General features: G+C 73.7%; 10 protein-coding genes. 3 read left to right on the top strand and 7 right to left on the bottom strand.

The annotated features are described in order from the left end of the window. Positions 1 to 54: 54 nt before the first annotated feature. The 7 genes from ACFYP4_RS30910 to ACFYP4_RS30880 form a co-directional block, all read right to left on the bottom strand. Positions 55 to 888 carry an HpcH/HpaI aldolase/citrate lyase family protein gene (locus ACFYP4_RS30910; RefSeq protein ID WP_388789929.1) on the bottom strand — a complete coding sequence of 278 codons (834 nt, stop codon included), beginning with the start codon at positions 886 to 888 and terminating at the stop codon, positions 55 to 57. Next, entirely contained in the window at positions 885 to 2,087 is a 1,203-nt protein-coding gene (locus ACFYP4_RS30905; RefSeq protein WP_358852204.1) for a CoA transferase, read from the bottom strand. The genes ACFYP4_RS30910 and ACFYP4_RS30905 overlap by 4 nt, the downstream gene beginning before the upstream one ends. After that, complete coding sequence (rbsK, locus tag ACFYP4_RS30900) at positions 2,084 to 2,986, bottom strand: ribokinase (RefSeq protein ID WP_358852203.1); 903 nt, start codon at positions 2,984 to 2,986, stop codon at positions 2,084 to 2,086. Before rbsK ends, ACFYP4_RS30905 begins: the two co-directional genes overlap by 4 nt. Next, positions 2,983 to 4,365 carry an ADP-ribosylglycohydrolase family protein gene (locus ACFYP4_RS30895; protein ID WP_388789925.1) on the bottom strand — a complete coding sequence of 461 codons (1,383 nt, stop codon included), beginning with the start codon at positions 4,363 to 4,365 and terminating at the stop codon, positions 2,983 to 2,985. Before ACFYP4_RS30895 ends, rbsK begins: the two co-directional genes overlap by 4 nt. Further along, positions 4,353 to 5,516 carry an ADP-ribosylglycohydrolase family protein gene (locus ACFYP4_RS30890; RefSeq protein ID WP_358852201.1) on the bottom strand — a complete coding sequence of 388 codons (1,164 nt, stop codon included), beginning with the start codon at positions 5,514 to 5,516 and terminating at the stop codon, positions 4,353 to 4,355. The genes ACFYP4_RS30895 and ACFYP4_RS30890 overlap by 13 nt, the downstream gene beginning before the upstream one ends. 7 nt (positions 5,517 to 5,523) lie before the next feature. Next, entirely contained in the window at positions 5,524 to 6,858 is a 1,335-nt protein-coding gene (locus ACFYP4_RS30885; RefSeq protein WP_388789971.1) for an ADP-ribosylglycohydrolase family protein, read from the bottom strand. A 407-nt stretch (positions 6,859 to 7,265) separates the two neighbouring features. Beyond that, positions 7,266 to 8,378: an ADP-ribosylglycohydrolase family protein gene (locus tag ACFYP4_RS30880; protein ID WP_358852200.1), complete on the bottom strand. Its 1,113-nt coding sequence runs from the start codon at positions 8,376 to 8,378 to the stop codon at positions 7,266 to 7,268. 309 nt (positions 8,379 to 8,687) lie between these two features. On the opposite strand from ACFYP4_RS30880, the gene ACFYP4_RS30875 reads away from it, so the two are divergent. The 3 genes from ACFYP4_RS30875 to ACFYP4_RS30865 all read left to right on the top strand — a co-directional run bounded on the left by ACFYP4_RS30875 (position 8,688) and on the right by ACFYP4_RS30865 (position 15,856). After that, positions 8,688 to 9,419: a VIT1/CCC1 transporter family protein gene (locus ACFYP4_RS30875; RefSeq protein ID WP_388789919.1), complete on the top strand. Its 732-nt coding sequence runs from the start codon at positions 8,688 to 8,690 to the stop codon at positions 9,417 to 9,419. A gap of 394 nt (positions 9,420 to 9,813) precedes the next feature. Next, positions 9,814 to 14,403 carry a glutamate synthase large subunit gene (gltB, locus tag ACFYP4_RS30870; RefSeq protein ID WP_388789916.1) on the top strand — a complete coding sequence of 1,530 codons (4,590 nt, stop codon included), beginning with the start codon at positions 9,814 to 9,816 and terminating at the stop codon, positions 14,401 to 14,403. Then, entirely contained in the window at positions 14,396 to 15,856 is a 1,461-nt protein-coding gene (locus ACFYP4_RS30865) for a glutamate synthase subunit beta (protein WP_358852197.1), read from the top strand. The genes gltB and ACFYP4_RS30865 overlap by 8 nt, the downstream gene beginning before the upstream one ends. Positions 15,857 to 15,875 lie beyond the last annotated feature (19 nt).

The following is a 15,875-nucleotide window of genomic DNA, read 5'->3' as shown; positions in this document are numbered from 1 at the left end:
CCGGATCACGGATCCGGCGCCCTTCGCGTGTGCGGGCCGCGGACCCGCACGCCGTCAGCCGCGGCGGGCCAGCGCCAGGGTGCGGTGGGCGCCCGCCACCACCGCCGCGTCGACGAACCGGCCGTCGGGCAGCGCCAGGGCGCCCGGGTGGACGGCGGCGGCCTCGACCACCGCCTCGGCGGACTCGATCTCCTCCGGGGTCGGGAGGTACGCCCGCTCGATGACGGGGAGCTGCCGGGGATGGATGGCGGCCCGCCCGAGGAAGCCGAGCGCACGGCCGTGCGCACAGGACACGGCCAGCCCGTCCAGATCCCGGATGTCCGGGTAGACCGACTGGCTGGGCGGCGGCAGACCCGCCGCCCGGGCGGCGACGACCACCCGGGCCCGCGCCCAGTCCAGGCCCGCGCCCTCCCGTACGCCGAGATCGGCCCGCAGGTCGGCCTCGCCGAGCGCGATCCCGCGCAGGGCGTGGTGCGCGGACGCGACGGCGAACGCCTGCTCCACGCCGAGGGCCGTCTCCAGCAGGGCGTACAGCCCGAGGGCGCCGCCCTCGGCGCGGACGGCGCCCTCCGCCACCCGCACGACGTCCCACGGCGAGGTCACCTTCGGCAGCCGGAGACCGGACAGGCCGGGCAGTGGGGCGAGCGTCTTCAGGTCGGCCTCGGCCAGGGGGCCGTCCAGGGCGTTCACACGGACGTGGACCCGGACCGGGGCCGCGTCGGAGAGCAGCTCCGCGGTGGCCGCGCGGGCGTACTCCTTGCGGGCGGGGGCGACCGCGTCCTCCAGGTCGACGATCACGGCGTCCGCGCCGCACGCGAGCGCCTTGACCACCACGTCGGGCCGGTCGCCGGGGACGTACAGCCAGGTCAGGACCGGTTCCGCGGTCACAGGGCGCCCTCCGACCGCAGACGGTCGAACTCGTGCTCCGTCAGTCCGAGTTCGGTCAGCACCGCTGCGGTGTCCGCGCCGTGCGGCCGGCCCGCCCAGCGGATCGCGCCGGGCGTGGCGGAGAGCCGGAAGAGGACGTTCTGCATGCGCAGGGGGCCCAGTTCGGGGTCGTCGACGGTGGTGATGCTGTCCAGGGCCGCGTACTGCGGGTCCGCCATGACGTCCCGTACGTCCTGGACCGGCGCCACCGCCGCCTCCGCCTTCTCGAAGGCGCTCAGCACCTCCTCGCGGGTGTGGCGGGCGATCCAGGTGCCGACGGCCTCGTCCAGCACGTCCGCGTTGCGGGCCCGCTCCGCGCCCGACGCGAACCACGGCTCGTCGATCAGCTCCGGGCGCCCGACCAGCCGCATCAGCCGTTCCGCGACCGACTGCGCCGACGTGGACACCGCGACCCACATGCCGTCGGCCGTGCGGTAGGTGTTGCGGGGCGCGTTGTTGGCGGAGCGGTTGCCGGTACGGGGCTGGACGTGGCCGAGCTGGTCGTACCAGAGGGGCTGCGGGCCGACGACGGTGAGGATCGGTTCGATGATCGCCATGTCGACCACCTGGCCCTCGCCCGTGCGGTCCCGGGCCGTCAGCGCCGTCATCACCGCGTACGCCGTCGTCAGGCCGGCGATCGAGTCGGCCAGGCCGAAGGGCGGCAGGGTCGGCGGGGCGCCCGGTTCGCCGGTGATCGCCGCGAACCCGCTCATCGCCTCGGCCAGCGTGCCGAACCCGGGGCGGTGCGCGTACGGGCCGGACTGGCCGAAGCCGGTGACCCTGGCGAGCACCAGCCGCGGGTTGGCGGCCGACAGCTGCTCCCAGCCGAGGCCCCACTTCTCCAGGGTGCCGGGGCGGAAGTTCTCGACGACGACGTCGGCCGTCGCGGCGAGGCGGAGCAGGGTGTCGCGGCCGCCGGGGCTCGACAGGTCGAGCGTGATGGTGCGCTTGTTGCGGCCGAGGAGTTTCCACCACAGGCCGACACCGTCCTTGGACGGGCCGTGGCCCCGGGAGGGGTCGGGCTTGGCCGGGTGCTCGACCTTGATCACCTCGGCGCCGAAGTCCCCGAGCATGGTGGCGGCCAGCGGTCCCGCGAAGAGGGTCGCGAGGTCGAGCACGCGCAGACCGGTCAGCGGGCCGTGTTCCTGGCGGGCGCTCATGACGCCGGCCGCGACGCCTGGGCGTCGATCTCGGAGCGGTAGGGCATCGAGGAGGAGGCGCCGGCCCGCTGCACGGACAGCGCGGCGGCGGCCGAGGCCCAGGCGAGGGCGGACCGCATCGGCCTGCCCTCGCCGAGCGCGACGGCGAGGGCGCCGACGAAGGTGTCGCCCGCGCCGGTGGTGTCCACGGCGGTCACCCGCGGCACGGGGACACTGATCGGGTCGTGGTCCCGGGCGACGTACAGGCAGCCCGCCGCGCCGAGCGTCACGATCACGGCCGGGACCCGTGCGAGCAGGGTCTTGGCCGCCTCCCGGGGTTCGACGACGCCGCCGAGCGCGGCGGCCTCGTGCTGGTTGGCGACCAGCAGGTCCACGGAGTCGAGGAGTTCGGGTGGCAGCGGCTGGACGGGGGAGGGGGTCAGGACCGTGCGGACGCCGTGCCCGCGTGCTGCCTGGGCGCCGGCGACGACGGCGGCCAGCGGGATCTCCAGCTGGAGCAGGAGCGCGTCGGCGGCGGCGATGAGGGCCTCGTCGCCCGGGGCCAGGTGGTCGACGGTGCCGTTCGCGCCCGGGATGACGACGATGGCGTTGCCGCCCTCGTCGTCCACGACGATGTGGGCGGTGCCGGACGGGCCCTCGGCGGTGCGCAGGTGGTCGGTGTCCACGCCGGAGTGTTCGAGGGTGGACCGCAGTCCGGTGCCGAAGGCGTCCTGGCCCACCGCGCCGATCATCGAGACGTCGGCGCCCGCGCGGGCCGCGGCGATCGCCTGGTTGGCGCCCTTGCCGCCGGGGACCGTGCGGAACTCGCGGCCCGTCACGGTCTCGCCGCGCTGCGGGGCCTTGGCGACGTACGTGACGAGGTCCATGTTCGTGCTGCCGAGTACGGCGATGAGAGTCATGGGCGGCAGGCCTCCTGGTGGCTCTGGCGGTGGGTGAGCTGGGCGAGGGTGTCGAAGCCGACGCCGTCGAAGTCGGCGATCGAGGTGGCCAGCCGGTTCTTGAGCGGAGCGGTCCACCGCTCGGGGAGGGCGGCGGGGTCCCCGGCCAGCAGGCCCGCGACGCTGCCCGCCGTGGCGCCGTTGGAGTCCGTGTCCCAGCCGCCCGACACGGCACGGCAGACGGAGCCCGCGAAGTCCCCGTCCGCGTGGGTGAGGGCGGCGGCGATCAGGGCGGTGTTGGGGACGGCGTGGACCCAGTGGTAGGCGCGGTGCGTGGCGTGCAGTTCGTCGACGACGGCGTCGAAGTCCCCGGTCGTACGGGCGAGCCGGACGGCGTGACGGACGGCTTCGGCCAGCCGGGAGCCGGCCGGGACGACGGCGAGTCCCGCCAGCAGGCACGCGTGGACGTCGCTGCTGCCGCCCGCCGCCGCGGCGAGGGTCGCCGCCGCGAACATCGCCGCGTACACCCCGTTCGCCGTGTGGGTGAGGGTGGCGTCCCGGTGGGCCTGTTCCGCGGCGGCCGCCGGGTCGCCGGGGTTCGTCCAGCCGTGCACGTCCGCGCGGATCAGGGCGCCGATCCACTCGCGGAAGGGGTTGCGGTGGCGGGCCGTGCGCGGGGGTTCCACGCCGGCCAGGAGGTTGCGGTACGCGACGCGCTCCGCGGTGAACGTGCGGCCCGCCGGGAGTTCGTCCAGCCACAGCCGCGCCACGTCGGCGGTGGTGAACCCGCGGCCGTACCGCTGGAGCAACAGCACGTTCAGCAGGGGGTAGTTGAGGTCGTCGTCCTCCGGCATGCCGTCGATGTTCTCGGCGAGCGAGGTGGGCGCGGAGCGCTTGTTCCAGGGGTGGGCCGTCGCGAGTTCCGCGGGGACTCCGCGGGCCGTGAAATAGGTGCCCAGCGGCCAGTTGCCGGTGGCGCGGGCCAGTTCGCGGATTCCCCGCAGGGGGAGTTTCTCCACCGGTTTGCCCAGCAGGCAGCCCGCGGCCCGGCCGAGCCAGGCGGCCTCCAGCCGGCGGGGGCCGGCCGCGGCGGGCGCGGGACCGGCCGGATTCCGTGCGGGCCAGTTTGGGCAGCGGTCCCTGATCCGTCCGAGGCCGGTCGGTTCCCGGTCCGCCAGGGCGCCCGGCAGGTCGGCCAGTTCGTCGAGCAGGTCCTCCGCGAGGACGCGCAGGTACGGGGAGGCCGGTGTCGGCGAGGCGCCCGCCCGGGCGGGCGCCTCGGGTCCGCCCGCCGCCCGCCAGCGGGCCGTGACGGCCGCGGTCTCGCGGCCGTCCTGGGCGGCCTGGCGCAGCTCGTGGCCGAGGAGGTCCTCGGGCTGGACCCAGGTCAGCCGGAGCACGGTGCCCCCGTGAGCGTGGCGAACGCCGCCTCGTGGGCCCTTCGGCGCCGGACGTCCCGGTCGAAGATCTCGCGGGTGACCTCGGCGAGGGCCGTCGCGGGTGCGTGCAGGTCGAGGCGGCTCGACTCCGCGACCGTCTTGGACCAGTCGCGGGGGACCTCGGAGCCCAGGGCGCCGGCGAGGGCGCCGGCCATGGTGGCGATGGAGTCGCAGTCCCGGCCGTAGTTGACGCTGCCCAGCACGGCGTGCCGGTAGTCGCCGCCGGCGACCAGCAACATGCCCAGCGCGACGGGGAGTTCCTCGATGGCGTGCAGGCGGGAGGGACGGCGCGCGCCGAGCGAGGGGGCGCGGTAGTCGGGGCCGACGGTGTCGAAGGGGGCCACGGCCTCCCGCAGCGGGCGGAGCGCCGACTCGAAGTCCGTGTGCCGGACGGCGACTTCGCAGACCGCCTCGACGGCGGCCCGCGTGCCGTCCTTGGCCAGGGCGAGGCAGGCGTCGACGACCGAGGCCGGGCTGGCCCCCGGCGCGCACGCCGCGGCGACCGCCGCCGCGAAGACGCCCGCCGCCTCACGGCCGTACGACGACTGGTGGGCACCGGCGACGTCGAGCGCCTCGGCGTACGCGGCGGCGGGGTCGGCGGCGTTGACCAGGCCGACCGGGGCCATGTACATCGCCGCACCGCAGTTGACGATGTTCCCGGTGCCGGCCTCGCGCGGGTCGACGTGCCCGTAGTGGATCCGGGCCACCAGCCACTTCTCGGCGAGGAAGATCCGCTGGAGGGGGAGGGCCTCGGCCTCCAGTTCGGGGATCCAGCGGGGCGTGCCCATGAGGTCGGGGACCAGGTGCCCGGCGACCGCGTAGGCGTCGAGGTGGTCGCGGACCGTGGTGTACACCCGGACCAGGGCGTGGGTCATCAGGGTGTCGTCGGTGACGTGTCCGTCACCCTTGTGGTACGGCGCGATCGGGCGGGCGGTGCGCCAGGTGTCGCCGTTCCAGGGGCCGACGACGCCGTGCACGCGGCCGCCGTGGCGTTCGAGGATCTGCTCGGGGCTGTACCCCTCGACCGGTCCGCCGAGGGCGTCGCCGACGGCGGCGCCGACGAGGGCCCCGGTGATCCGTTCTTCGAGGGTTTCCGTGGTTGTGGGCGTCATGCCCGAATCATCCTCCTGGTGTGCTCAGTTCCGTGGCTGCCAGGAGTCCGGCGAGTTCCACCAGGTCGGTGCCGGTGAGGCGGGGCAGGGCGCAGCCGGAGAGGGTGCGGCAGGCGTCGCGCCAGGCGGCGGGGATCGTGTCGCCGCCGCCGAGCGCGCCGGTCAGGGCGCCGGCCAGGGCCGGGGCGGAGTCGGCGACCCGGGACAGGCACGCGGCGGCCGGCACCGCCTCGGCGATGCGGCCCCGCGCGGCGGTCGCGAGGGCGAGGGCGACGGGGACGGTCTCGGCCGCCGCGATGCCGTAGCTGTAGACATGGTCGACGATCTGATGCTCCAGCAGGGGTACGAGACCGAAGGTGCTGTCGGCGCCCCGCGCGAGGGTGATCGCGTGCCGCGCGTTGCGGCCGATCTCCGTCGCCGCCGGCAGCTCGGCGAGCGCGGCGGTCACACAGGCGTCGACGTGCGCGCCGGTCAGGGCGAGCGCGACGGCCGCGGCCATGGCGCGGGCGCCGTGCACGCCGTCACCGTCCTGGGTGTAGCGGGCGTCGAACTCGGCCAGTTCCGCGGCGAGTCGGGGATCTCCCGGGTGGGCCACGGCGAGCACGCAGGCGCGTACGCAGGCGGCGTCGTCGAAGTAGTGGGGGTTGTCGTGGCCGGTGGCGGGCGGGCGCAGTCCGGCGGCGAGGTTGCCGAGGCCGGCCCGGACCGAGATCCGGGCGCGCAGCGGCAGCACGGCCGACTCGACCTCCGGGGCGCGTTCGGCCGCGGCGGCCACCTCGCCGGCGACGGCGTTCCACGCCAGGTCGATCGCCGCGCGCATCCGGCGCTCCCGGCTCAGGTCGCCGAGGGCGCTGCCGTCCCCGGCCCGCAGGACCGCCTCGGCCGCGAAGGCGGCCCATTCGGCGTCGTCCGAGGGTCCGAGCCGCAGGGGTTCGGGCGGCTGGTTGAGGGCGATGGGCACGGGCAGGGTGGTGGTCGCGTTCTGCTCCGCGAACGTGTCCAGCTCGCGGGTGAGCCGCCGCGTCCACTCGGGCATGCGGGCGGCCCGGTGCCGGGCGGCCGGCCATCCCGCGGCGTCCCCCGCGGCCAGCCCGAGCAGCAGCCCCTCGATCCGCCGCACCGCGACACCGGCCCCGCCCGGGGTGCCCTCCGTGAGGAGGCTCGCGGGCGGGCTGCCGGGGGCCGGTGGGGGAGGCGTCGCCGTGGGGTGCGGCGCTAGGAGGTCGGGGGGTTCGGTGCGCAGGCTCGCCCCTCGTACGTCGGGGCTCGCGTGCTGGAGGTCGGGGGGCGCGGGCTGGTCCCCGTGGCCTGGGGGCCGGACACCGGGGGGCGCCGGTGACACCGTGTGGGCGGGCGCGGTGGCCGTCTCCTGGGATGCCGGCGACGGCGTGACGGCGGCACCCACGTCCCCGTGGGTCGGGGACCAGGCACCGAGGGGCGCCGGTGACACCGTGTGGGCGGGCGCGGTGGCCGTCTCCTGGGATGCCGGCGACGGCGTGACGGCGGCACCCACGTCCCCGTGGCCCGGGGGCCGGACACCGAGGGGCGCCGGTGACAGCGTGTGCGCGGGCGCGGTGGCCGTCTCCTGGGATGCCGGCGACGGCGTGACGGCGGCACCCACGGCGGGCGCGCCACCGCCCTGCGAGGGCTCCGCGTGCGTCCGCGTGCCGGAGCACAGTGCCGTCCGCGTCTCCTCGCCGGGCGCCGAGGCGGCGTCCTCGCGGGGCTCGTCCCCCACCAGGCGGGGGGTCACGGCCGTACCTCGCCGGTGATCACGTACGTGTGCGGGTCGGGGCGCAGGTGTGTGCCGCCGGGGTCGAGGAGTTCCCGGGGGGCGGGGCCGGGCCCCGCGGTCCACTTCTCGTCGTCCTCCGGGGTCAGCAGCTCCGCCACGTCCAGCACGTGGTGGCCCGCCATCGAGGGAAGGCAGCTGCCGAGCGCCGGGCCGATGGCCGCGGCCCACTCGGCCGGAATGGAGACGGCGCCCCGAGTCGCCCCGGCCAGCGCGCCGGCCACCGCCGCCGTGGTGTCGGCGTCGCGGCCCATGTTGACCGCGGTGAGCACGGATCCCGTGAAGTCACCGTCGGCCGCCGCGTACGCGCCGAAGGCCAGGGCGACGGCCTCCGGTGCGAGGTCCGTCCACGGGTAGCCGCCGACGACGACCGCCGAGCGGACCGCGCGTTCGCCCCGGTGGGCGACCGCGACCGCGCGCCGCAGCGACCGGGCCGTCCAGGAGTCGTCCGGGACCACGGCGAGGGCGCAGGCCACCACGGCGATGGTGGAAGCGCCGGTCATCGCCGCCGCGACCCCGGCCGCCACCGCCTGCCCGCCGTAGATGCCCTCCCCCTCGTGACTGACCGAGCCGTCGATCGCCACCAGGCGGGCCGCCTCGGCCGGGCGTCCCGCCGCGAAGACGCCGAAGGGTGCCGCGCGCATCGCGAGACCGTCGCTCCACGCGTGCCGGTGCTGGGCGGAGATGGGCGCCGCCAGCCCCCGGCGCAGGTTCTCCAGGGTGCCCCGCTCACTGAACCCGGCGCCGCGGAACGGCCCCTCGTCCCGGTCCGCGATCCAGTGGTGCCAGGCCGTCTCCACATGGGCCGCGGTGAGCGCCGAGCCGTGCCGGGCCAGCAGGAGCCCGGAGAAGATCGCGTACTCGGTGTCGTCGGTCCCGGCCGGGTGCTCGGCGACGTACCCGGTGATACGGCCCCACCGCGCCCGGATCTCGGACGGCTTCATGTTCTCGGCGGGTGCCCCGAGCGCGTCCCCGACGGCGAGCCCGAGCAGCGCACCGCGCGCCCGGTCCCGCAGGCGGGCGGCGTCCTGGGGCGGCGGGACCGAGGGGACGCAGGCGATGGGAGCCATCCGGTGCCTCTTCTCTCCCGGCTCCGGTCACAGCGCGGAGCCACAGCGCGGAACCGTGTGCGGCACCACGGGGCGGAACCGTGCGCGGAACCCTTTGCGGATCTGTCCCACCGGAACGGCCCGGCACGGCCTCACGGCCCGCAGCGTCACCCGGTCGACATCTGCGCGCGACCCGCCACGGATGAGCGTCGACGGGCAAAGGCGCAGGTTAGCGCAGCCTTTCCTTGCTGGCGGGCGGGAAATTCGAGGCGTACCTTGCTGTTGTCGAAAAGTAGAACCCGTCCAAAAAGAGCCTGCTGGGGGACCGAGATGGCCATCATCGACACCGAAGCCGCACTGCACGAGGCGCACCGCGACAACCACACCCACCGCGACGTCAACGGCGGCTGGCTGCGCCCCGCCGTGTTCGGCGCGATGGACGGACTCGTCTCCAACCTCGCCCTGATGACGGGCGTCGCCGGCGGATCCGTCGCGCACCAGACGATCGTCATCACCGGTCTCGCGGGACTCGCGGCCGGCGCCTTCTCGATGGCCGCGGGCGAATACACCTCCGTCGCCTCCCAGCGCGAGCTGGTCGAGGCGGAACTGGCCGTCGAGCGCCGGGAGCTGCGCAAGCACCCGCAGGACGAGGAGCGCGAGCTCGCCGAGCTGTACGAGGCCCGTGGTGTCGAGCCCGCCCTGGCGAGGGAGGTGGCCAGGCAGCTCTCGCGCGATCCCGAGCAGGCGCTGGAGATCCACGCGCGCGAGGAGCTGGGCATAGACCCGGGCGACCTGCCCTCGCCGTCCGTCGCCGCCGTCTCCAGCTTCGGCTCCTTCGCCCTGGGCGCCCTGCTCCCCGTCCTGCCCTTCCTGCTGGGTGCGACCGCACTGTGGCCCGCGCTGCTGCTCGCGTTCGCCGGACTCTTCGCGTGCGGCGCGCTCGTGGCCAGGGTGACCGCGCGTTCCTGGTGGTACAGCGGGCTGCGGCAGCTGGCCCTCGGTGGCGCCGCGGCGGGTGTGACGTACGTCCTGGGCAGCTGGTTCGGTACGGCCGTAGGATGAGGTGCAGCGCACTTATGCGAAGGGCTGCATAACTAGTCGTTACCCGGCGGTTTCGAACGCTTAACCACCGGGCATGACCCGTAAGCGCGTGGGCAAAGAGGCCCGCGCCGCACCCTGCGCGACCGGCGACGCCACCCGCCCCGCCCGGGCCCGAGGACATCGATCTGTCCGGATGGGTCCCCATACTCCACCGCCGTACGCGGTACCCCCACCGCGACCGCGGTGTCCGCATGCTGAAACGGAGTATCCGGTTCCCGAGAACCGCTCCATCATGTAACCTGCACGAAATTTTGCACTCCACAGCAGAGGGCCAACGTCGTCCCTCGGCAACCGCTCCCCCAGAGCCTCAAGAGCCTGGGAGGTGCCCCCAGCCACGACGACGACGGGAGAGCCGATGCGTACGCCGCGCCAGCCGTCCCAGCACTCCGCGAATGGCCAGAACTGGCCCTTCATGGATGCTCGCCCTGCCGCGCAGGGTATGTACGACCCCCGCAACGAGCACGACGCCTGCGGCGTCGGCTTCGTGGCCACCCTCACCGGCGAGGCGAGCCACGCGCTGGTCGAGCAGGCGCTCACGGTTCTGCGCAACCTGGAGCATCGCGGTGCCACCGGCTCCGAGCCCGACTCGGGCGACGGCGCCGGCATCCTGTCCCAGGTCCCGGACGCCTTCTTCCGCGAGGTCGCCGGGTTCGAGCTGCCCGAGGCCGGTTCGTACGCGGTAGGCATCGCCTTCCTGCCGGAGGACAGCGCCCACGCCGTCTCACAGATCGAGACGTTCGCCGCGGAGGAGGGCCTCACCGTCCTCGGCTGGCGCGACGTCCCCGTCGCCCCCCAGCTGCTCGGCGCCACCGCGCGCTCGACGATGCCCGCCTTCCGCCAGCTCTTCGTGGCCGGACAGGACGCCACGGGCATCGACCTGGACCGCAAGGCGTTCGTGCTGCGCAAGCGCGCCGAGCGCGAGGCCGGTGTCTACTTCCCGTCCCTGTCGGCCCGCACCATCGTCTACAAGGGCATGCTGACCACCGGCCAGCTGGAGCCCTTCTTCCCGGACCTGTCCGACCGCCGCTTCGCCTCCGCGATCGCGCTCGTGCACTCCCGGTTCTCCACGAACACCTTCCCCAGCTGGCCGCTCGCCCACCCGTACCGCTTCGTCGCGCACAACGGCGAGATCAACACGGTCAAGGGCAACCGCAACTGGATGAAGGCCCGCGAGTCGCAGCTCGTCTCCAGCCTGTTCGGCAGCGAGAAGCTCGACCGCATCTTCCCCGTCTGTACGCCGGACGCCTCCGACTCGGCGTCCTTCGACGAGGTCCTGGAGCTGCTCCACCTCGGCGGCCGCTCCCTGCCGCACTCCGTGCTGATGATGATCCCGGAGGCCTGGGAGAACCACGCCTCCATGGACCCGGCCCGCCGCGCGTTCTACCAGTACCACGCCACGCAGATGGAGCCCTGGGACGGCCCCGCCTGCGTCACCTTCACCGACGGCACCCAGGTCGGCGCGGTCCTCGACCGCAACGGCCTGCGCCCCGGCCGCTACTGGGTCACCGACGACGGCCTCGTCGTCCTCGGCTCCGAGGTCGGCGTCCTCGACATCGACCCCGCGAAGGTCGTCCGCAAGGGCCGCCTGCAGCCCGGCCGCATGTTCCTCGTGGACACCGCCGAGCACCGCATCATCGAGGACGACGAGATCAAGGCCGCCCTCGCCGCCGAGAACCCGTACGCGGAGTGGCTGGAAGCCGGCGAGATCGAGCTGTCCGACCTGCCCGAGCGCGAGCACATCGTGCACACGCACGCCTCGGTCACCCGCCGCCAGCAGACCTTCGGCTACACCGAGGAAGAGCTGCGCGTCATCGTCGCGCCGATGGCCAGGGCCGGCGCCGAGCCGATCGGCTCGATGGGCACCGACACGCCGATCGCCGCGCTCTCGCAGCGCCCGCGGCTGCTCTTCGACTACTTCACGCAGCTGTTCGCGCAGGTCACCAACCCGCCGCTGGACGCCATCCGCGAGGAGCTCGTCACCTCCCTGCGCTCGTCGCTGGGCCCGCAGGGCAACCTGCTCGAGCCGACCGCCGCGTCCTGCCGCAGCGTCACCCTGCCGTTCCCGGTGATCGACAACGACGAGCTGGCCAAGCTCATCCACATCAACGCCGACGGCGACATGCCGGGCATGAAGGCCGCGACGCTGTCCGGCCTGTACCGGGTCTCCGGCGGCGGCGAATCGCTGGCCGCCCGGCTCGAGGAGATCTGCACGGAGGCCGACGCCGCCATCGGCAACGGCGCCCGGCTGATCGTCCTGTCCGACCGGCACTCGGACGCCGAGCACGCGCCGATCCCGTCGCTGCTGCTCACCGCGGCCGTCCACCACCACCTCATCCGCACCAAGCAGCGCACCCAGGTGGGCCTGCTGGTCGAGGCCGGCGACGTCCGCGAGGTCCACCACGTGGCCCTCCTCATCGGCTACGGCGCCGCCGCCGTCAACCCCTACCTGGCGATGGAGTCCGTCGAGGACCTGGTCCGCGCGGGCACGTTCCTGGAGGGCATCGAGCCCGAGCAGGCCATCCGCAACCTGATCTACGCCCTCGGCAAGGGCGTCCTGAAAGTCATGTCCAAGATGGGCATCTCGACCGTCGCCTCCTACCGCGGCGCCCAGGTCTTCGAGGCCGTCGGCCTGGACCAGGCCTTCGTCGAGAAGTACTTCAACGGCACCGCGACGAAGATCGGCGGCGCCGGTCTCGACGTCATCGCCAAGGAGGTCGCCGCCCGCCACGCCAAGGCGTACCCGGCCTCCGGCATCGCGCCCGCGCACCGCGCCCTGGAGATAGGGGGCGAGTACCAGTGGCGCCGCGAGGGCGAGCCGCACCTGTTCGACCCGGAGACGGTCTTCCGCCTCCAGCACTCCACGCGCACCCGCCGCTACGACATCTTCAAGAAGTACACGGACCGCGTGAACGAGCAGTCCGAGCGCCTCATGACGCTGCGCGGCCTGTTCGGCTTCACCTCCGGCCGCGAGCCGATCTCCATCGACGAGGTCGAGCCGGTCAGCGAGATCGTCAAGCGCTTCTCCACCGGCGCCATGTCGTACGGCTCCATCTCCAAGGAGGCGCACGAGACCCTCGCCATCGCCATGAACCAGCTGGGCGGCAAGTCCAACACCGGTGAGGGCGGCGAGGACGCGGACCGGCTGTACGACCCGGCCCGCCGCTCGTCGATCAAGCAGGTCGCCTCCGGCCGCTTCGGCGTCACGTCCGAGTACCTGGTCAACGCCGACGACATCCAGATCAAGATGGCGCAGGGCGCCAAGCCCGGCGAGGGCGGCCAGCTGCCCGGCCACAAGGTCTACCCCTGGGTCGCCAAGACCCGGCACAGCACCCCCGGCGTCGGCCTGATCTCCCCGCCGCCGCACCACGACATCTACTCCATCGAGGACCTGGCCCAGCTGATCCACGACCTGAAGAACGCGAACCCGCAGGCGCGGATTCACGTCAAGCTGGTCTCCGAGGTCGGCGTCGGCACGGTCGCCGCGGGTGTCTCCAAGGCGCACGCGGACGTGGTGCTCATCTCCGGCCACGACGGCGGCACCGGTGCCTCCCCGCTGACCTCCCTCAAGCACGCCGGCGGACCCTGGGAGCTCGGCCTCGCCGAGACCCAGCAGACGCTGCTGCTCAACGGGCTGCGCGACCGCATCGTCGTGCAGACCGACGGCCAGCTGAAGACCGGCCGCGACGTCGTCATCGCCGCGCTGCTCGGCGCCGAGGAGTTCGGTTTCGCGACCGCGCCGCTCGTCGTCTCCGGCTGCGTCATGATGCGCGTCTGCCACCTGGACACCTGCCCGGTCGGCATCGCCACGCAGAACCCGACCCTCCGGGACCGGTTCGCCGGCAAGGCCGAGTACATCGTGAACTTCTTCCAGTTCATCGCCGAAGAGGTCCGCGAGATCCTCGCCGAGCTGGGCTTCCGCTCCATCGAGGAGGCCGTCGGCCACGCGGAGGCGCTCGACGTCACCCGCGCCGTCGACCACTGGAAGGCGCAGGGCCTGGACCTGTCCCCGCTGTTCTACGTGCCCGAGCTGCCCGAGGGCGCGGCGCTGCACCAGGTCATCCAGCAGGACCACGGCCTGGAGAAGGCGCTCGACAACGAGCTGATCAAGCTCGCCGGCGACGCGCTGGCAGCGAACTCCGCCACCGACGCCCAGCCGGTCCGCGCCCAGGTCGCGATCCGCAACATCAACCGCACGGTCGGCACCATGCTCGGCCACGAGGTGACGAAGAAGTTCGGTGGCGCGGGCCTGCCCGACGACACCGTCGACATCACCTTCACCGGCTCCGCGGGCCAGTCCTTCGGCGCCTTCCTGCCGCGCGGTGTCACGCTGCGCCTGGAGGGCGACGCCAACGACTACGTCGGCAAGGGCCTCTCCGGCGGCCGGGTGATCGTCCGTCCCGACCGGGGCGCCGACCACCTCGCCGAGTACTCGACGATCGCGGGCAACACGATCGCGTACGGCGCGACGAGCGGCGAGCTCTTCCTGCGCGGCCGCACCGGCGAGCGCTTCTGCGTCCGCAACTCCGGTGCCACGGTGGTGTCCGAGGGCGTGGGCGACCACGGCTGCGAGTACATGACCGGCGGTCACGCCGTCGTGCTCGGCGAGACGGGCCGCAACTTCGCGGCCGGCATGTCCGGCGGCGTCGCCTACGTCATCGACCTGCACCGCGACAACGTGAACGTGGGCAACGTGAACGCCGTCGAGGCCCTCGACGACACCGACAAGCAGTGGCTGCACGACGTGGTGCGCCGCCACCGGGAGGAGACGGGCTCGACCGTCGCCGAGAAGCTCCTGGCCGACTGGGACACCGCGGTGGGCCGCTTCAGCAAGATCATCCCCAGTACGTACAAGGCAGTGCTCGCCGCCAAGGACGCCGCCGAGCGAGCCGGTCTCTCCGAGACCGAGATCACCGAGAAGATGATGGAGGCGGCGACCAATGGCTGATCCCAAGGGCTTTCTCAACCACGGGCGCGAGGTCGCCAGGTCCCGCCCCGTCGAGGAGCGCGTCAGGGACTGGAACGAGGTCTACGTCCCGGGCTCGCTGCTGCCGATCATCCCCACGCAGGCCTCGCGCTGCATGGACTGCGGCATCCCGTTCTGCCACAACGGCTGTCCGCTCGGGAACCTGATCCCCGAGTGGAACGACTACGCCTACCGCGAGGACTGGCAGGCGGCCTCGGAGCGCCTGCACGCGACCAACAACTTCCCGGAGTTCACCGGCCGCCTGTGCCCGGCACCCTGCGAGTCGGCCTGCGTCCTCGGCATCAACCAGCCCGCCGTCACCATCAAGAACGTCGAGGTCTCGATCATCGACAAGGCGTGGGACACCGGGGACGTCAACCCCCAGATCCCCGAGCGCCTCAGCGGCAAGACGGTCGCCGTCGTCGGCTCGGGACCGGCGGGTCTCGCCGCCGCCCAGCAGCTCACCCGGGCCGGTCACACGGTCGCGGTGTACGAGCGCGCGGACCGCGTCGGCGGCCTCCTGCGGTACGGCATCCCCGAGTTCAAGATGGAGAAGCGGCACATCAACCGGCGTATCGAGCAGATGCGCGCGGAGGGCACCCGCTTCCGTACCGGCATCGAGATCGGCCGCGACCTCAAGGCGACGGACCTGCGCAAGCGGTACGACGCCGTGGTCGTCGCCGCCGGCGCCACCACCGCCCGTGACCTGCCCGTCCCGGGCCGCGAACTGAGCGGCATCCACCAGGCGATGGAGTACCTGCCCCTCGCCAACAAGGTGCAGGAGGGCGACTTCGTGACGCCCCCGATCACCGCCGAGGGCAAGCACGTCGTCGTGATCGGCGGCGGTGACACGGGCGCTGACTGCGTGGGCACCGCCCACCGTCAGGGCGCCGCCTCCGTCACGCAGCTGGAGATCATGCCGAGGCCCGGCGAGGACCGCGCCCCGCACCAGCCGTGGCCGACCTTCCCGATGCTCTACAAGGTCACCTCCGCGCACGAGGAGGGCGGTGAGCGGGTCTACTCCGTCAACACCACCCACTTCGAGGGCGACGAGGACGGCAACGTCCAGTGGCTGCACCTCGTCGAGGTCGAGTTCGTCGACGGCAAGCTGACCCAGAAGCCGGGCACGGAACGGAAGATCCCCGCCCAGCTGGTGACGCTGGCGATGGGCTTCACCGGCACCGACGTCCAGAACGGCTTGGTCTCGCAGTTCGCCCTCGACCTCGACGAGCGCGGCAACATCGCCCGCGACGGCGACTACCAGACCAACGTGCCCGGCGTCTTCGTCGCCGGTGACGCGGGCCGCGGCCAGTCGCTCATCGTGTGGGCCATCGCGGAGGGCCGCTCGGCCGCCCGCGGGGTCGACCGCTTCCTGACCGGTGCCAGCGACCTGCCGGCGCCGATCCGTCCCACGGACCGTTCCCTGATGGTCTGAGAGCCGGACGCTCCACCCC

Source organism: Streptomyces sp. NPDC005551 (genome assembly GCF_042871785.1).
GTDB lineage: Bacteria > Actinomycetota > Actinomycetes > Streptomycetales > Streptomycetaceae > Streptomyces.
Note: the sequence above shows the minus strand (reverse complement) of the source record. Positions and strands in the feature narration are given on the sequence as shown.